This window comes from Rhodococcus sp. 2H158 (genome assembly GCF_053764755.1).
The window spans coordinates 148,694-165,460 of sequence record NZ_JBSNCE010000002.1 but is presented as its reverse complement, the minus strand read 5'-3'; the positions used below and the strand labels follow the sequence as shown (position 1 = coordinate 165,460).

The 16,767-nt window shown below is 65.4% G+C and carries 16 protein-coding genes; 1 reads left to right on the top strand and 15 read right to left on the bottom strand.

Annotated elements, in window-relative coordinates; all coding sequences use genetic code 11:
- Window positions 1-230 precede the first annotated feature (230 nt).
- The 10 genes from ACWPOB_RS02560 to ACWPOB_RS02515 all read right to left on the bottom strand — a co-directional run bounded on the left by ACWPOB_RS02560 (window position 231) and on the right by ACWPOB_RS02515 (window position 9,057).
- On the bottom strand, window positions 231-1,421 hold the full coding sequence (locus ACWPOB_RS02560) for an aromatic ring-hydroxylating oxygenase subunit alpha (protein ID WP_455399800.1): 1,191 nt from the start codon (window positions 1,419-1,421) through the stop codon (window positions 231-233).
- A gap of 47 nt (window positions 1,422-1,468) precedes the next feature.
- Window positions 1,469-2,884 (bottom strand): aldehyde dehydrogenase family protein, encoded by a 1,416-nt coding sequence (locus ACWPOB_RS02555; RefSeq protein ID WP_455399799.1) that lies wholly within the window; start codon window positions 2,882-2,884, stop codon window positions 1,469-1,471.
- A gap of 93 nt (window positions 2,885-2,977) precedes the next feature.
- A complete protein-coding gene (locus ACWPOB_RS02550; protein WP_168580527.1) occupies window positions 2,978-3,640 on the bottom strand; it encodes a TetR/AcrR family transcriptional regulator in 663 nt (220 codons plus the stop codon).
- A complete protein-coding gene (locus ACWPOB_RS02545; protein ID WP_100055014.1) occupies window positions 3,640-4,176 on the bottom strand; it encodes a flavin reductase family protein in 537 nt (178 codons plus the stop codon). Before ACWPOB_RS02545 ends, ACWPOB_RS02550 begins: the two co-directional genes overlap by 1 nt.
- Before the next feature lie 70 nt (window positions 4,177-4,246).
- Window positions 4,247-4,744, bottom strand: coding sequence for a lipocalin-like domain-containing protein (locus tag ACWPOB_RS02540; protein ID WP_455399798.1), 498 nt, complete (start codon window positions 4,742-4,744; stop codon window positions 4,247-4,249).
- A gap of 18 nt (window positions 4,745-4,762) precedes the next feature.
- Window positions 4,763-5,938: a thiolase C-terminal domain-containing protein gene (locus ACWPOB_RS02535; protein WP_455399797.1), complete on the bottom strand. Its 1,176-nt coding sequence runs from the start codon at window positions 5,936-5,938 to the stop codon at window positions 4,763-4,765.
- Window positions 5,935-6,417: a Zn-ribbon domain-containing OB-fold protein gene (locus ACWPOB_RS02530; RefSeq protein WP_455399796.1), complete on the bottom strand. Its 483-nt coding sequence runs from the start codon at window positions 6,415-6,417 to the stop codon at window positions 5,935-5,937. Before ACWPOB_RS02530 ends, ACWPOB_RS02535 begins: the two co-directional genes overlap by 4 nt.
- A gap of 74 nt (window positions 6,418-6,491) precedes the next feature.
- On the bottom strand, window positions 6,492-7,304 hold the full coding sequence (locus ACWPOB_RS02525; protein ID WP_455399795.1) for a mycofactocin-coupled SDR family oxidoreductase: 813 nt from the start codon (window positions 7,302-7,304) through the stop codon (window positions 6,492-6,494).
- Window positions 7,305-7,355: 51 nt separating this feature from the next.
- A complete protein-coding gene (locus ACWPOB_RS02520; protein ID WP_100055010.1) occupies window positions 7,356-8,579 on the bottom strand; it encodes an LLM class flavin-dependent oxidoreductase in 1,224 nt (407 codons plus the stop codon).
- A 1-nt stretch (window position 8,580) separates the two neighbouring features.
- Window positions 8,581-9,057, bottom strand: a complete 477-nt coding sequence (locus ACWPOB_RS02515) for a cupin domain-containing protein (RefSeq protein WP_006936304.1) — start codon at window positions 9,055-9,057, stop codon at window positions 8,581-8,583.
- 418 nt (window positions 9,058-9,475) lie between these two features.
- On the opposite strand from ACWPOB_RS02515, the gene ACWPOB_RS02510 reads away from it, so the two are divergent.
- Window positions 9,476-10,714, top strand: coding sequence for a cytochrome P450 (locus tag ACWPOB_RS02510; protein ID WP_455399794.1), 1,239 nt, complete (start codon window positions 9,476-9,478; stop codon window positions 10,712-10,714).
- Window positions 10,715-10,795: 81 nt separating this feature from the next.
- Here ACWPOB_RS02510 and ACWPOB_RS02505 read toward each other — a convergent pair whose 3' ends face one another.
- Genes ACWPOB_RS02505 through ACWPOB_RS02485 form a run of 5 tightly spaced genes read right to left on the bottom strand, consistent with a single transcriptional unit; the run spans window position 10,796 to window position 16,710 of the window.
- A complete protein-coding gene (locus tag ACWPOB_RS02505; RefSeq protein ID WP_455399793.1) occupies window positions 10,796-13,222 on the bottom strand; it encodes a CaiB/BaiF CoA transferase family protein in 2,427 nt (808 codons plus the stop codon).
- Window positions 13,223-13,266: 44 nt separating this feature from the next.
- Window positions 13,267-14,727: an aldehyde dehydrogenase gene (locus ACWPOB_RS02500; protein WP_455399792.1), complete on the bottom strand. Its 1,461-nt coding sequence runs from the start codon at window positions 14,725-14,727 to the stop codon at window positions 13,267-13,269.
- Window positions 14,728-14,750: 23 nt separating this feature from the next.
- Complete coding sequence (locus ACWPOB_RS02495; RefSeq protein WP_455399791.1) at window positions 14,751-15,944, bottom strand: thiolase C-terminal domain-containing protein; 1,194 nt, start codon at window positions 15,942-15,944, stop codon at window positions 14,751-14,753.
- Window positions 15,941-16,396 carry a Zn-ribbon domain-containing OB-fold protein gene (locus ACWPOB_RS02490; protein WP_455399790.1) on the bottom strand — a complete coding sequence of 152 codons (456 nt, stop codon included), beginning with the start codon at window positions 16,394-16,396 and terminating at the stop codon, window positions 15,941-15,943. Before ACWPOB_RS02490 ends, ACWPOB_RS02495 begins: the two co-directional genes overlap by 4 nt.
- A complete protein-coding gene (locus tag ACWPOB_RS02485; protein WP_455399789.1) occupies window positions 16,393-16,710 on the bottom strand; it encodes a hypothetical protein in 318 nt (105 codons plus the stop codon). Before ACWPOB_RS02485 ends, ACWPOB_RS02490 begins: the two co-directional genes overlap by 4 nt.
- Window positions 16,711-16,767: the final 57 nt, after the last annotated feature.

Genomic DNA, 16,767 nt, shown 5'->3' with positions numbered 1-16,767 from the left:
TTCCTTCGGGTTGTGGGGTATCTGGGTTCGATGCCGGTGAACGCGCGAGTGGCGGTTGTCAACGTGTGTCGACAACGGGGCAGAATCGTTCGATTGCAAGCTCATCGCGACCGTCGAGGTGCGGGGCTGCGGGATACGTCCCTTACCACCGCGGTATGCCGTACATCACACGGGCAATAATCTAATGCCTATCGGTACTAGCGACAAGCCCGGAATGAGCACTTCGGAGCTCAGCCCCATTTCCTCGGATCCTCGAACGCACGCGCCATCCACTGATGAAAATGCTGGTTGGCAATCTCGTTTCGTCCGAAGTAGATCGGTCCGATGTCCGTGTTCGTAACGGCCTTCTGCAGGCCCTCGTTGACGACGAGATCCTCGTCTCGAAGTACGGCCATCAGAATGTTCCAGTTCTTGTCCCAACGCGCCTTCTGCTCGACCGTCACGGCAGGTTCCCGAGCGAGAAGACGCATCTGCATCCGAGTCCCGACGGGCGTGCCCGGAGCAGGGACGAAGTTGAGCACCTCCAGATGATCCGGTTGACGCAGCACCGACATATTGGGCATCAGAAAGTGCGCAACGGTGATGTGCCGGTCGATCGGGGCGTCCTCGGGCGCTACATCTCGCACCGTGTCGATGCTCTTGCGTGCCGTGACCATTCGTCCGTGCCTGCCCATCGGTTCCCAGGATTGCGCGTTGTTGTAGAAGTACGGCGCAACAGTTCCGGCGTGGGTCGAGGTGATGTGGTAGCCGTCGACGAAGGCATCCATCAAGACCTTCCAGTTGATGTCCACATCGAAGTTCTGGGCGATATGGCAGTGGTACTTGTCCATCTCCATGGCGGCGAGGGACTCGTCGAACTCCCGGCCGAGCCACTCCGCGATGTCGATCGTGCGATCACCCGCGGCGGAGTCGACGACCCAGACGAAACCGTGCCGCTCCTCGACCGGAACCTCCAGCAGGCTCATGCAGCGACGATCGATCCTCCCGAACGTCGGCTCGTCCGCGATCGACCGCAGACTGCCATCGCTCCCATACGCCCACCCGTGGTAGCGGCACGAAAAGATGCGCTTCGAACCCCTCTCCTCGGGAACGAGCCGGGCGCCTCGATGCCGGCAGGTGTTCACGAACCCACGAACCCCACCGTCCGCCTGCCGGACGAGAACAATCTCGTTGTTCGGCAACTGGACCGTCGCAAAGTCGTGGTTGCCGGGCAATTCGGTGCTGTGCGCCGCGATGATCGGCACATATCCGAACAGCTCTCTGCGCTCGCGGGCCGCCAGTTCCGGATCGGTGTAGACGCGCGGATCGATCTCGAGGATCTCCGGCGCCATATCGGTGGTGTCGTGGTCGAGGTGATCGAACAACGCCCGGGCAAAACCCGCTTTCGTCGCCTCGTCGTACGGAAGATCGGTGTAGACCATCGTGCTCACTCCTTCGCGGGACCGCGGCGGTCCCCGCAAGAACGTCGCTAGAGCTGCAGACTCTTGACTTCGACAAACTCCTCTAGGCCGAATGCCCCGCCCTCACGCCCATGGCCGGATTGCTTGAATCCGCCGAAAGGCGCAGCGCCGTTGAACTTTCCACCGTTGACCTCGATCTGCGTTGCACGCATCCTGCGCGCAACCGACTTCGCGCGCTCGGGGTCGCCGGACCACACAGCGCCGGCGATACCGAAGATCGTGCCGTTCGCGATCTCGATCGCTTGCTCGGGTGTGTCGTACGCGATGATCGACAGCACCGGACCGAAGATCTCCTCCTGAGCGATCGTGCCGTCCGGGTCCACCTCCGAGAACACGGTCGGTTCGACGAAGAATCCGGTACGGGCCGGTGCGTCGACCGACCCGGCGACGAGCTTTGCGCCCTCCTTGACGCCGGCACGGATGTAGTCGAGGACCCGCTCACGCTGAGCTCCGGTAACCATGGGTCCGAGCTTCGTGTCGCCGTCGGCGGGATCGCCGGGCGCGTAGGCCGCGGCCGCCTTCGCGGCGAGCTTCTCCGCCTCGGCCAGGCGGGAGCGCGGTACGACCAAACGAGTCTGCGCATTGCAGGACTGTCCGCCGTTCATGTAGCAGGCACGCACGGTGTGCGGCACGGCCTTCGCGAACTCCTCGTCGCTGAGGTCGTCGAGCAGCACAGCGGCGCTCTTTCCACCCAGTTCGACCGACACCCGCTTCACTGTCCCGGCGGCCAGTTCGAGGACTCGCTTGCCGACCGAGTTCGATCCCGTGAAGCTGACCATATCGATGTCCGGATGAACGGCGATGGCCTCGCCGACGATCGGACCGTACCCGTGAACCAGATTGAATACGCCGGCCGGAACTCCGGCAGCGTCGACCGCTTCCGCCAGGGCGTGGGCGGTGAACGGGGCAACCTCGCTGGCCTTGACGACCACCGTGCAGCCGGTCACGAGCGCAGCCCCGATCTTGGCGGTGATCTGGTGTAACGGGTAGTTCCAGGGCGTGATACACCCGATCACCCCGACAGGCTCACGCACGATCAGGGAGTTGCGGAGCTGTTCTTCCCACGGGAAGTCCTTCGCTGCGGTCACGGCCTCACGCAGGTCGACGATACCCAGTCCGACCTGGGCCCAACGCGCCACCCTGCGTGGGGTGCCGACCTCGGCGACGACGATATCGGTGATCTCCTCCTGTCGCCGTTCCAGTTCGTCGGCCAAGCGGGAAACGAGCTCGGCCCGTGCACTCGGCGCAGTGTGCGACCACTGCTCCAAGGCCCGTCTCGCCGCAGCCACCGCGATATCGACATCTTCGGAGGAACCGGCGGGGACGGCCCCTATGCGTTCCTCGGTGGTCGGGTTGACGACGTCGATACGCTCCGCGCTCGTGGAGGCACTCCACGAGCCGTCCACGTACAGATCAAGGGTCACGATGGCTTACTCCGTATCATCGAGTTGACAGAATTCACCGGTACACCGAGCTGCTCGGTCACCGAGAAGGCATAAGAAGCAACGGCTTACCGCTTACGATCCGACGAGGTCCCGCAGACCTTCGTCGCTGACCGGTGCGGTGGCCACACCCATCACACCGGCGAGGAATCCTCGGATTGCTACCACGAAGAGCTCGCGCGACGACCATCGGTTGGCTGCCAGCGCGCGGGTGAGCGTCGGGTGTCTCCGCTCGTCGACATTCGGGAAGACCTCCGTGCTGCCGACCGGGTCGCGCATGAGATCGCTCAGAGTGGTGGCGAGTGCCAGTTTCTCCAGTCCGTCCAGTATCACCACGTGCAGGCGCGCCGGTACGCCCCCGTCCTCGAGGATTCGGGCACACATTTCGTACGTTCTCGTGAGGACGTCGCGCGGAAGAAACTGCACCAGCACGAGAGCGGCATTGGGATGGCGGAGAATCGCGTCGCGGTAGTTGAGGCTGAGTTCGACGAACCATTCCACCCAGTCGGTACCCGACGAATACTCGGGCACCGTGGCCCCGGTCATGAGCTCCTTCGCCACCTCTGTCATGAGCTCACGGCGATCGGCGAAGTGGTGATACAGCGACGAGGTTTTCACGTTCAGGTGTTTGGCCACGCGCGGCAGGCTGAACGCAGCCATACCTTCGGTGTCGATGATCTCGATGCTTGCCGCGATCGTCGAGCTCCGGCTGATCAGAGGCTTTGCCGGTCGTCCCATCACTTCCCACTTTCGATCGACCCGAGACTCAGTTCCACAACCCCGCCGTATCGACTCCGATGGAATACCAGTGGCTGCGTGGTCGAATCGGACCCGAAGTCGAGGAGATCGGCAACCGCGATGAGGTGATCGCCACCGTCGTGCTCCGCAGCCAGCGCCACCTCGAACCACGCCGCCACACCCTCGAGAATCGGCGCGCCGCGCTCGGCCGGGCGCCAATGCACTCCGTCGAATTTCCGCCCCCCCGATTTCGCAAAGCGGTCGCTGAGAGTGTGTTGGCCCGAGGAAAGTACGTTGACGCAGAACGTCTCGGCGGTACGAATCGCCGGCCAGCTCGTCGAACGTCGACTCGGGCACAGCAGGACCTGGGGCGGATCCAGCGACAGCGCCGAGAACGACTGACAGGTGAATCCGGCCGGTTCGTCGCCCACCATCGCCGTCACCACCGTCACACCGGAGCAGAAATGTCCCAAGACGTCGCGGAGCGCCCGAGTGTCCGTTGCCGGGCCGGTGCTGCTGTCCAATCGCGTCGACACGTGTCGTCCTCTCATTCGCCCGGTGCGATGTGCACCCGGATCTCGCCTGCAGGAACGAGCTGCATCGGGCTCATGGCGCCGTCCGTACCGCGCGGGGTGTGATCCGTCGCCAGACCAGTGCCGGAGACAGCGTGGTGGTGGTGCGGAACACGAGCGGATCCGACGACAGGGTCATCACGTCACCCTCGAAGCGCACGTACCGCTTCTGGTCGTCGCCGATCCAGTTCGGATACAGCGATACCGCCACCTCGTGCCAGACAGCGGAGTTGTCCTCGTCGACACGGTAGGGACCCGAATAGGCGAGGTATCCCCCGGCGGCCTCGCTTCGTTCGCCCATCTCGCCGCTGTGCACGTTGCGCGACCGGTACAGGGTTCGGCCGGAACGCATGATCTGTGCCGACATGAACCCGTCCGCCGAGTAGATGATCAGTCCGCGAGCCTCGGGACCCAGCGGGTAGTCGACCTTTCCCGTATCGGAGGTTGTCGAGTACTCGACGAGTTCCCAGGCCCCGACGATCCGCTGGGCGATCGAGACGCCATCGATGTCGGTGTCGGTGTCGGTGCTCATGTCCTGCTTCCTTTCAGCTCACAGCACGTCGCGCGTGCAGAGAAGGACCGAACTCGAGAGTGCGGCCATGGGCCCGCCGATGAACAGGGACACCTTCGCGCCGGGCACCTGGTTTGCCGAGCTTCCGCGCACCTGGCGCACGGCCTCGACTGCCAGCCCCATCCCGTTGACGAACGAATCTGCGAGATTGCCCCCGCTGGTATTCACCGGGAGCAGTCCGTGCGGAGCCGTCAGATTCTCGAGGGTCATGACCTTGCCGGCTTCGGCACCGGGTGGGCACAGCCCGTGATCGATCAGCGCGGCCACCCCGGAACCACTGAAGTTCTCGTAGACCTGGACGACATCGACCTGGTCGGGACCGAGGTCGGCATCTGCCCACAGACTCTCCGCGACCCCCGCCGCCCCGGAGAATCCCGCCGAGGTGTAGTCGAGATCGTTCTCCATGTCGACGGCGTAGCCCCCTACCGCGCCCTGACTGCCGGCCAGCACGTAGGCCGGATTCGGATGGAGCTTCTCGGCGCGATCGGCAGCGACCAGGATCAGCGCAACGGCTCCGTCGTTCTCACGAGAACAGTCGTACAGCCGATACGGCTCGACGATCATCCGCGAGGCTTCGTAGGTCGACTCGTCGAGAGGACGCCCGAACGCCGCGGCACCCGGATTCTGCTGCGCATGTAGGTAGTCGGCGAGAACCAGGGACCTCATCGCGGATTCCGGGACGCCATCGTGCTCGAGCATCCGCTGGGTGCGCAGTGCGCAGGCCTGGGCGGGGGATCCTACTCCGTGCGGGAGCATGTGACCGTCGAAATGGTGCTTGGCATATCCGAGGCGGCCGGAATCCCGCTGTGCCATGGCGCGGTACACGACCACGCACTGTGCTTGGCCCGCTGCGATGGCCACCGCCGCGTTGGTGATCGCCGCGGCGGCACCACCACCGCCACCACCCCAGATCATGGTGGACCAGCGGATCCGGTGCGACATCAGTGACGCACCCACGACGGTGCCGTCGTTGTCGCCGCCGCCGTACGAGACGAAACCGTCGATCTCGCGGGGCGACACCCCGGCCTCGGCAGCAGCCTCGACGATGGCGCGCAACGTCATCCGAAGTTCGCTGTCGGGCGATTCGCCTCGTTTGTAGTGGAATTCGCTGGCGCCCACGACGGCTGCGGCACCGCGGAGAAAGGAGCCGGTCATCGCCCGTCTCCCCGTTCGGTCCCGTTCGCAGTGCTCGCGAGGCGCCAGCGGAGCACCGGCCAAGCCGAATCGGCAGGCTGCTGGATGATTCCCGCAACCGAATCACCGATGGCGATATCTGCATCGTCGTTCTCGGCCAGCAGACCGAGCACTCGTCGCCCCCCGGCGTGCGGGAGCTCGACGAGAACCGTGACGTACGGCAGTTCGCCGGCCAGCTCCGGGATGAAGGGGTGCCAGGTCCGCGACCACGAGAAGACCCGTCCGACCGGTTCCACGGCGACCCATGCCGGGTCGAACGCCCGGCACTGTCCGCACATCCAGCGTGGTCCCCAGATCCACAGTCCACACCGGCCGCATCTCTGCAGCCGCAGCTCACCCGCCCGCAGACCTTCCCAGTACGGCAGGTCCAGGCCGTCCGCGTACGGACCGGCCAGGACGGTGGCCGGGAACTCGCGGGCCACCCCGGGACCCGGTGTCATCGGATCGCACCGCTTTCGTGAATCGGCATATCGCTCCTTCGCCCTACGGGCGGGTGTCGCAGAAGTCTGGTCGGTCAGTGCTTGGTCAGGTAGCCCGCATCGATCGGCAGGTCGATCCCGGTCACGTACTTCGCGCCGTCGGACACGAGCCACAGCACGGCGTCGGAGATGTCCTGTGGTTCGAGCATCACCACGTCCAGCAGATTCGTGCGGTCGTTGTGCCGCCACTTCCGCACCACGTGTGGCAACACATTCGACAGTCCTTCCGCCATGGGCGAATTGACCCCTGTGGGGTTGACCGTGTTGACGCGGATGTTGTGATCGGCGAGCTCGAACGCGAGTGTGTCCTTCAAGCCTTGGAGTCCGTGCTTCGCGGCGCCGTAGTGCCCCCACGAGGGAGAAGCGCCGAGTCCGTCGACCGACGAGGTGATCACGATCGATCCGCCTCGACCACCCTCGATCATCACCGGTACGACAGCCTTGCACGCCTTCCACGCTCCGGTGAGGTTGACGTCGAGCATCGTCTGCCACGCGTCGTCTTCGATCTCGATCGTCGACTCGCAGTGATCGTGGATACCGGCGTTCGCCAGCAGGATGTCGATCCGTCCGAATTGCGATACCGCCAGATCTGCGACAGCCTTCATGTCCGCACTGCTTCGCACATCCGCCTGCATGCCGGCAATCTCACCCCCGGCTTCCTTGACCAACTGGATCGTCTCCTCGAGATCCCCCGGTGTCGCGAGTGCGTACTGCACATCCTTGATCGGTGCGGCGACGTCACACACCACGATCCTGGCGCCGGCAGCGGCAAGCGTGAGCGCGTGGGAGCGACCCTGGCCGCGAGCTCCGCCGGTGATGACTGCTACTTTTCCGTCGAGTGAGGTCATCGATTCTCCTGCTTTCGAATAACGGTGTTGAGCGGGGTCTTGCCGGATCGACTACCGTGCGCTCTTCACGCGCTCGTAGTCCTGCGTCGCTTGGCTGATGCCGGTCGCGAATCGCTCACTGAAGCCGTCCTTGCGCGCTTGGGTCCAGTGATAGGAGTTCAGCAGCGGTTCGCAGGTGCCCGTGAAGCGCGGCATGACGTCGCGCATGAGGATGCGGTACATGCGTGAGGTGGCCTCGGTGTCGGCCCAGTCGTGTGCTGTCGCGAGGAAGGTGCCGAAGCCGCCGGTGCGGTCGATGATCGTCTGGATGTAGTCGATGGCGTCGTTCGCATCGCCGATGCAGCCGTATCCGGACTCGTTGACGCGCCGGACCAGTTCCTCGTGCGCGACTTCCTCGCCGGGTTCGATCATTTTCATCGGGGTGACGACGTGGCGGTAATCCATGAAGTCGCGCAGCCCGTACCGGGTGTCCTCGACGGCCTGTTCGAATGTGTCGGCGATGTGGACGTTGCCGACGATCGCCCAGTCACCGCGGTCGACCGTCTGCCCGTGCTCGTTCGCCTCGTGGGTCGTGATACCCCACGTCTGCTCGAGCAATTCGAACGACTTGTCACTGGTGCCACCGATGGACAGCAGACCGAGTCCGTACTTGCCGGCCAGCTTGGGCCCGGACGGGGACATCGCCGCCGCGACGGTGATCGGCACGCCGGGGTACGAATAGGGGCCCAGCTGCACTCGGGCATCCTCGAGGGAGAACCATTCGGTCTTCCGGTCGACCGGCCCCGGTGTCTCGAGCAGTTCCAGGATGGCGTCGAGGGATTCCTCCATCCGCGGCCGCAGAAGGTTGTAATCCATGCCCATCATCTGCGAGTCGGCCACGAGCGCGCCCGGCCCGACACCGATCCTGATGCGTCCTCTAGTCATGTGATCCAAGAACGTGATTCGGTCGGCCACCATCAACGGATGGTGGTACGGGAGAGAGATGACACCGCTGCACAGCTCGATGCGCTCGGTGCGCTGTGCAGCTGCCGCGATCATCAGTTCCGGCGACGGACCGACCTCGTATCCACCGCTGTGATGCTCGCCGAACCACACCTGGTGGAAACCGAGCCGATCGAGATCCTCGACATGGCGGAGATCCTGTTCGATTGCCATCGTGGGGTTACGGCGGGGATTGTGGTACGGCGGAAGGAACACTCCGCACCGGAGCGGGGCCTTCCTCGCAGCCGGCGCATAGTTCACGTTCGACCCGGTGTTCTCGGTTTCCGATTCCATTTCAGTTCTCCTGTCGGTCATTGCGTGACGCGCCGCAGATGGTGACGATGGCCCGAGCGGTCCGTTCTCCGCGGTTGTGCCATCGGTGCCTGTTCCCGTTGATCACCACCGTGTCGCCGGGATTCAGCTCGATCTCCACACCGTCGTCGAGTTCGAGCACGAGCGAACCCTCGAGAAGGACGTGCACGTCCACGGAATCCGTCCGATGAAACCCCGGATCCTCGTCGTCCATGACGACGATTCCGTTGTCGCTGTCGCCGATGCGACCAGGCTCGAGCACCCAGCCGATCACCCACACTCCGCCCGGATCCGGAAATCCGACGGCGTCCGGTACTTCACCGGAATTGGGGACCTCGGGATCGGAGTCGGTTCGCCAGATGGGGTCGATGCCGGCGGCGTCCAGCCTCTCGATCTGCTCGTCGGCGACGAGCACGGCCGCGCCCTTGCGTTCGACTGCGATTACGCGACGAAAGCCCATGTTTGCCCCTCCGGGAGACAATTCAGTGACGACGAACGGCGCCGGGATGGCAGGCAGTACGTTCTGTCCCACAACAGATTTCAGTTCACGGACACGAACAGGGAAGTACCGCGTGCTACGTGTGATACGCGCCCCACCCGCAGCACGCGAGTGCTGCGCATCACACCGATCAATCTAAATACTATCGGTTAATCGGTCAAGCGGGCACCGACTGCGCGACAGCAATTCCCCTGCGAAACGCAGACATGAGCACATACGCTGTTGACCGGTCGGAAACGACTGATCTACCGTCGTCCCAAGGCAATCGTCCCTCCCCACGTCAGCCCGCGCTCGTCACAGCGCCACATCACCTGGCTCCCCGGAAGACCCCTCCCCGCCGAGGTGCTCTCCGGATCACTCCCCTCGCGAAGGATCGCCGATGATCACGACACAGATCGAATTTCCCGCACATCTGATCACCGACTTCGATGTGTACGACCCGTCCCTGGCCGTGCCGGCCGATGTGTTCCAGGAGCGTGTCGCTGCGTTACGCAAGCAAGGGCCGGTCCTCTACTCCCCACATCACGGCGGACACTGGGTCGTCACCCGATACAGCGAGGCACTCCAGGTGCTCCAGGATCCGGAGACGTTCTCGAGCTTCCCGAACAACCTGCTCAATGCCGCGCAGGGCAAATTCCTTCCACTCGAACTCGACCCGCCCGAACACAGCTACTATCGGCAGGCACTTCAGCCGCTGTTCAGTCCCAAGCAAATGAAGGCGCTCGAGCCCGAGATCCGGGGCATCATCACCGCGCTGATCGACGACTTCGCAGAAAAGGGCGAGTGCGAGTTCATCTCCGAGTTCGCACACGAACTGCCGACGCGGATCTTCCTTGCGCTCATGGGGTGGCCACTGAGCGACGCACCGCAATTCACGGAGTGGACCGACATCACGCTCCAGGGCATCCCCGGCGCGAGCGAGGAGGAATCGGCCGAGGCCCGCGCGAAGGCCGCCGGTGAGATCTACGAGTACTTCGGGCAGGTGGTCGCCCGGGTCCGCTCCGGCGACGACAACTCCGGGAGTCTCACGGCGCAGATCATCAACACCCCACTCGACGTCGAAGGAACACCCAGGCAGCTCACCGACGAGGAACTGTGCCGGATGTTCTTCCTGCTTCTCGTCGCGGGACTCCACACCGTCCAAGGCGCTCTCGCCTGGGGACTCATCCACCTGTCTCGCAATCTCGAGCAGCGCGAGGCGATCCTTGACGACCCGACGCTGATTCCGTCGGCGGTGGAAGAGATCCTGCGGATCGAGACTGCCACGAGCGGCGGCCGGCGTGCGACCCGAGACACCGAGATCGGTGGTGTCTCGATCAAGGCCGGCGACCAACTCTTGGTGTTGATGACCTCCGCCAACCGTGACGACGACGAGTTCGACAACCCTGACGAGCTACAGATCGAACGGCACCCCAACCGCCACATCGGGTTCGGCGCCGGCCCGCATCGCTGCCTCGGCTCCCATCTCGCGCGGCTCGAGCTGAGGCTCGCCATGGAGGAGATTCACAAGCGGATTCCCGACTACGCGCTCGTTCCGGACAATCCCGCGGTCTTCCATTCGTCCCAGGTCCGTGGATGCGAGAAGCTGCCGATCATGTTCACGCCGTCGACGCGCTGATCCCGCTCGACCCGGTCGCAGGAAGTCGGTCCGAACAGGAGAAGGTCCCCGGAGCAAGCTCCGGGGACCTTCTCGGCTGTGTCACACCGTGGAGGGAACCGGCGACAGCGCCGGATCGTCGGCGGGCGGTTGCAGCACGCCGTCGCGCACGAGCGAATCGATCTCGACTGTGCTCAGCCCGAGCACGCTCGCGCAGATCTCACGTGTCTGCTGACCGGCCAGGGGCGCCTGCCGCAGCGGCCAGTCCGGCAACGTCGCGAAGTGCGCCACCTGCTTCGCGGTCGGGAGCGGCGCCGGAAGCAACTCGTGTTCGAGCTCGGTGTACGCACCGCGCGCGATCAGCTGAGGGTTGGTGAGCAGCTCCGGCAACCGGATCATGGCCCCGGCCGGTATTCCAGCCGCCTGCAGAGTCTCCATCGCCTCGGTCGGCGTGTGCCGCAGCAGCCACTCCGCCAGCACCTCGTCGGCCTCGGCGCGGTGGTCGATCCTGAGCTCGGCGGTGGCGAAACGAGGGTCGTCGGCGAGGTCGGGCCGGCCGACTACACCGCACAGCCTCGCCCAGTCCGTGTCGTCGCGGACATTGACGACACACCACTCGTCGTCACCTCCACACGGGTACACCCCGGAGGGCGCCGAGTACGGATCGGAATTTCCCGGTGCGCCGATCGACCCAGGCTCGAGATGTTCCGCGACGAGCTGGCTACCCAGTTGCACGATCGCGGTGTCGGCCTGAGCGACCTCGATCGCGGCGCCACGCCCGGTCCGCAGCCGGTGGATCAGCGTGGCGAGAATCGTGGTTGCGGTGACCTGTCCGGCGATGTGATCGGGGTAGACAGTCGAGCCGTCGCACAGTCCATCAGTGGTGTCCGAGTACCGCCAGAGCGCCGAGACACCACAGGCTGCCCGTACCAGCGGTCCGTAGCCGAGCCGCTTGTTCCACGGGCCGACACTGCCGAAGGCGCTGCTCTCGGACACGATGATGCGCGGATTGATCGCGGCGAGCTCGCCGTACGAGAGCCCCATCGAGGCGAGAGTGCCGGGCTTGAAGTTGGCGAGCACGATGTCCGCTTCGGCGGCCAGCCGCTTGAAGATGCGGATGCCTTCGGGACTGCGCAGGTTCAGTCCGAGGCTGCGGCGGTTACGGTGGCCCCACGCCACGGACGCGGCGAGGGCCGCACCCCGCTTGGACTGGCGCAATCCGTCCGGGAAGTTCGAGTTCTCGATCTTGATGACGTCGGCGCCGTTGTCCGCGAACTGGCGCCCGAGTTCAGCACCGAACACCACGACACCCATATCGAGGACCCGAAGACCCTCGAACGGCCGCCCACCCGGTTCGCGCTGCAGTGCGGGAATCGGATCGTGATCCCCGTCGATGTCGGACCCGAACACCGTGTCGTTGTGCTCACCGAGTTCTGGCGCACGCATGCGCACTCCGGCTCTCTGCCCGTCGACCTTCGCGTACCCGGACGGGACTCGCGCGGTGACGCCGGGTGAGATCTCGGTATCGACGAACGTACCGGCCGCATCGAAATGCTCGGTCGTCAAGACCTCCGACACGGTGTTGAGACCACCGATCGGGATGCCCCGGGCCGCACCTTCGACGACGAGTTCGTCGCGGGTATAGGTGCTGAACAACTGCTCGATGAGCGGATTGAGGCGAGCGGACGCAGCGAATCGCGTGGGAATGGTGTCGTATGTCGGATCCGCGAATTCCTCCGGCTCACCGAGCCATTCGAACATCGCCCGCCACTGCCGCTTCGCGAGCAGGCAGATGCGCACCTGCCCGTCGCCGCAGCGATAGACCGGGTAGAAGTTGGCGGCGTCGGGCCGGCCCCGCGGGAAGTCCTCGGAACGGCCGGCGGCAGCGGAGCCCTGCACACCGAATCCGGGATCGAAGCCGTGCACGATGACCTCGAACGCCGAGATGTCGACGGTCTGGCCACGTCCGGTGTGCAACCGGTCGAAGTAGGCGAGTAGCGCTGACCACGCCGTGTGCACGCCTACCGACTCGTCGATCAGCCCATCGGGCGGCAGCAGCGGCTGCTCCCCCGGCTCACCGGAGCGCGACAATACACCGCTGAGCGCATACAGGACCGGCTCAGTCGCCGCCCAGTCGCGATACGGACCGTCCTGACCGAAACCGGTGATCGACACGGCCACGAGCGCGGGATTGGCCCGGCACAGGTCCGCAGTACCCACGCCGCGCGCAGCGAGGAAGCCCGGCGGGAACGACTCCAGCAGAATGTCCGAGCGCCGCGCGAGGGCGCGCAACCGTTCCCGGCCTTCGTCCTCCTCGAGATCGAGCGTGACGCCGAGCTTGTTCGCGTTTCGCAGCGCGAACGGAACGCTCACGCCGTTCCGGACCGGTTGCGCCGAGCGCGAAGGCGAGCCTCCGGGCAATTCGACTCGGACGACCTCGGCCCCGAGGTCGGCGAGGAACCGGCCCGCGGTGTCGCCGAATCCGTCCGTCAGTTCCAGTACCCGGACACCATGCAGAGGTAGTGCCATCTTGTGCTCCAATAGTGTGTGATCGCCGCGAGACCTGGCTCTGGTCAGCGAGTTCCGAAGTACACCGACTTCGCGGTGAAGTACGGTGCCAGTCCCTCCGGGCCGAGCTCGCGGCCCAGCCCCGACGACTTGACACCGCCGAACGGCGCGTCCAGATCGAGGGCGTAGTAGTTCACTCCGACTGTGCCGCTGTGAATCCGCGCCGCGAGGTCGAGGCCGTGCTGTTCGTCCGTGGTCCAGACCGTGCCGCCGAGTCCGTACTCCGAGTCGTTGGCGATGGCAACTGCCTCGTTCTCACCGTCGTACGCGGTGATGGTCAGCACCGGACCGAAGATCTCCTCCTGCGCGATGCGCGCGGAATTGTCGACATCGGCGAACACGGTCGGCTCGACGAACCACCCCAGCGGCTGGTCGGCAGGGACGCCGCCGCCGGTGGTGATGCGGTAGCCGTCGGCGCGGCCCGAAGCGATGTAGCCGAGGACGCGGTCGCGCTGCGCGGCCGAGACCAGCGGACCCACGTTGGTGGCCTTGTCGAGCGGATCACCGACGGTCAGTGCCCGCACGGTCTCGGTGACCGCGTCCACGACCTCGTCGTACCGCGAGCGCGGGGCGAGGATCCGGGTGCTCGCGTGGCAGGTCTGGCCGTTGTTGACCAGCGACACCTCGAGCAGGTTCTTCGCGAAGACGTCGAGATCGGCGTGCTCGGTGACGATCGCCGCGGACTTGCCGCCGAGCTCGAGCGTGACCGGCCGCAGCAGCCGACCGCAGACCGCCCCGATCGCGCGACCTGCCGCGGTGGACCCGGTGAACGCCACCTTGTCGACGCCCGGGTGCGAAACCAGGTAGGCACCGGCGTCGCGGTCGGCGGGGACGACGTTGACCACACCGTCGGGCAGACCCGCCTCGAGCGCGGCGTCGGCGAAGGCGAACGCATCGAGTGCGGTCTCGGGGGCGGGCTTGAGCACCACCGTGCATCCCGCCGCGAGCGCGGGAGCGAGCTTCATCGCAGCGAGCGGCTGCGGGTAGTTCCACGGCGTGATTGCCGCGACCACGCCCACGGGCTCGCGGCGCACGACGGTGCGACCGCCGAATGCACTCGGCCGCACGTCCTCGTTGGACGCTTCGCGGATCAGACCTGCGTAGTACGAGAGCATCGCCGCGGGGCCGAAACCGTTCACACCGCCCGACAGCGCGATCGGCATGCCGTTCTCGCGGCTCACCAGCCGGGACGTGTCGCGACCACGTGACTTGAGGGCGGCCGCGAACGTGTCGAGCAGGTCGGCCCGTTCGACGTTGGTCAGCCTGCTCCACGGACCCGTCAGGGCGGTACGCGCGGCCGCGACGGCCGCATCGATGTCGGCGTCGGACGCGAGAGCGGAGGTACCCAGCACCTTCTCGGTGGCCGCCTCGATGACGTCCACGCTGCCACCGGACTTCGGCGCTACCCACCGTCCGCCGATGAACAGCTCGCTCCGGTCCAGACTATTGGTGTCACGGTCGTTCATGTCGTGCCTTTCGGACGTGGCGGTCAGAGGGTGTCTTCGTGGCCGAGCAGCACCGAGCTCACCAGCGGCGCCATCGGGCCGCCGATGAACAGGGATGTCTTCGCGCCCTCCACCGGGTTGGTCGACGTGCCGCGGATCTGCCGGACCGCTTCGACCGCGAGGTTCAGACCGTTGATGAACGAATCGGCGAGGTTGCCGCCGCTGGTGTTGATGGGCAGTTTGCCGTGCGGCGCGGTGAGGTTCTCGACGGTCATGAAGGTGCCGGCAGCTTCCCCCGGCGGACACAGGCCGTGATCGATCAATGCCGCGACAGCAGGACCACTGAAATTCTCGTAGACCTGGACCACGTCGACATCATCCGGTCCGAGACCGGCTGCAGACCAGAGTCTTTCGGCGACACCGGGTTTTCCGTTGTTGGCCGGGCCGAATCCGGCGCTCATGTACTGCTCGCCGAGATCGTTGTCGATCAGTTCCGAGTATCCGCCCGGTGCACCTTGCGCGCCTGCGAGTAGATACGCCGGGTCGGGACGCAAGGTCTTGGCCCGCTCGGCCGAGACGAGCACCAGCGCGACCGCACCGTCGCTTTCACGGGAGCAGTCGAACAGGTGGAACGGCTCTGCGATCAATCGCGAATCCTCGTAGGTCTCCTCGTCGAGTGGGCGTCCGTAACCCTGCGCCGTCGGGTTGCTCTGCGCGTGCTGGTACGACGCGAGGACGAGCGAGCGCATGGCCGACCGCGGCACCCCGCCGTGCTCGAGCATCCGCTGGGTGCGCATCGCGCAGATCTGCGCGGGCGAGCCGATGCCGTGCGCGAGGAAGTGACTGCCGTAGTGGTACTTCGCGTATCCGAGCCGACCCGTATCCGCCTGCGTCATCGCGCGATAGACCACAACACACTCGGCTTGACCGGTGGCGATCGCAGTGGCCGCATTCGTGATGGCCGCTGCGACGCTGCCGCCGCCCCCACCCCACATCATGTTCGACCAACGCAGTTCGTCGATCAGCAGTGCGCCGCCGATGATGGCGCCGTCGTTGGCGCCGCCCGCGTAGGAGACGAAGCCGTCGATCTCGCGGGGGTTGATACCCGCGTCGGCACACGCCCGGAGGATGACCTCGAGAGTCATGCGCTTCTCGCTGTGCGGGGCTTCGCCGCGCTTGTAATGCTGTTCGGCGACGCCGACGACGGCCGTCGCGCCGCGCATGATGTTGGCGCTCATCGCATTTCTCCCTCTACGATCGAATCGGCCCGGCGCCAGCGCAGCAACGGCCAGGCGGCGCCCTCGGTCCGCTCGAAGACTCCGACGACCCGGTCGCCGATCTCGGGGTTCGCGTCGATGTCGTCGGTGAGAATGCCCAGCACCCGCCGGCCACCGGCGTGCGGCAGTTCGACGAGCACCGTCACGTACGGCAACCGATCGGCATATTCGTCCATGTACGGGTACCAGCTGCGATTCCAGCTGTAGACGGTGCCGGCCGGCTCGACGGTTTCCCATCCGAGGTCGAAGCTGTGGCAGTGACCGCAAATGGCCTGCGGACCCCAGATCCACGTGCGGCAATCGCTGCAGCGCTGAAGGCGCAGCTCACCGGCAAGGAGACCGTCCCAGTACGGCTGATCGAGTCCGTCCGGCGCGGGTCCCCACGGTTCGGTCGCGAGTTCTGTTGCGGTCATGCGTTCGCCTCCGTTCCGGCGGGGAAGTTCTCGAGCTTCGCCGCGAGCCAGCGTCCGTCGTGGAGCTCCCAGATGGAGCGCAGCCCGATCGAACGGTCGCCCATGTCGTAGACGGTCTCGCCCACCATCCGGTCGCCCTCGGCGCGCACGTCCTTGATCTCGAAGCCTTTCGTGGCCTCGCGGGGGGTGTCGATTCCGTCGAAGACCTCCGGAATGTTCTCTCGCACCATGTCGGCGAGAGCGGCCTTCATGTTTCCGGCGACAACGTAGCCGACATGCTGTTCGTACAGTGCACGAAAGTCTTCGACAGACATCTGTGAACTCCTCGATTCGTGACACGAGCCTGTCGTGTCCGTCAGTGCAATAACCTT

Excerpts from the sequence above, each read along its gene's own strand:
- ACWPOB_RS02560 (WP_455399800.1), bottom strand. The coding sequence starts at position 1,421 with ATGGTCTACACCGATCTTCCGTACGACGAGGCGACGAAAGCGGGTTTT.
- ACWPOB_RS02550 (WP_168580527.1), bottom strand. The coding sequence starts at position 3,640 with ATGGGACGACCGGCAAAGCCTCTGATCAGCCGGAGCTCGACGATCGCG.
- ACWPOB_RS02540 (WP_455399798.1), bottom strand. The coding sequence starts at position 4,744 with ATGAGCACCGACACCGACACCGACATCGATGGCGTCTCGATCGCCCAG.
- ACWPOB_RS02535 (WP_455399797.1), bottom strand. The coding sequence starts at position 5,938 with ATGACCGGCTCCTTTCTCCGCGGTGCCGCAGCCGTCGTGGGCGCCAGC.
- ACWPOB_RS02530 (WP_455399796.1), bottom strand. The coding sequence starts at position 6,417 with ATGACACCGGGTCCCGGGGTGGCCCGCGAGTTCCCGGCCACCGTCCTG.
- ACWPOB_RS02525 (WP_455399795.1), bottom strand. The coding sequence starts at position 7,304 with ATGACCTCACTCGACGGAAAAGTAGCAGTCATCACCGGCGGAGCTCGC.
- ACWPOB_RS02520 (WP_100055010.1), bottom strand. The coding sequence starts at position 8,579 with ATGGAATCGGAAACCGAGAACACCGGGTCGAACGTGAACTATGCGCCG.
- ACWPOB_RS02515 (WP_006936304.1), bottom strand. The coding sequence starts at position 9,057 with ATGGGCTTTCGTCGCGTAATCGCAGTCGAACGCAAGGGCGCGGCCGTG.
- ACWPOB_RS02510 (WP_455399794.1), top strand. The coding sequence starts at position 9,476 with ATGATCACGACACAGATCGAATTTCCCGCACATCTGATCACCGACTTC.
- ACWPOB_RS02505 (WP_455399793.1), bottom strand. The coding sequence starts at position 13,222 with ATGGCACTACCTCTGCATGGTGTCCGGGTACTGGAACTGACGGACGGA.
- ACWPOB_RS02500 (WP_455399792.1), bottom strand. The coding sequence starts at position 14,727 with ATGAACGACCGTGACACCAATAGTCTGGACCGGAGCGAGCTGTTCATC.
- ACWPOB_RS02495 (WP_455399791.1), bottom strand. The coding sequence starts at position 15,944 with ATGAGCGCCAACATCATGCGCGGCGCGACGGCCGTCGTCGGCGTCGCC.
- ACWPOB_RS02490 (WP_455399790.1), bottom strand. The coding sequence starts at position 16,396 with ATGACCGCAACAGAACTCGCGACCGAACCGTGGGGACCCGCGCCGGAC.
- ACWPOB_RS02485 (WP_455399789.1), bottom strand. The coding sequence starts at position 16,710 with ATGTCTGTCGAAGACTTTCGTGCACTGTACGAACAGCATGTCGGCTAC.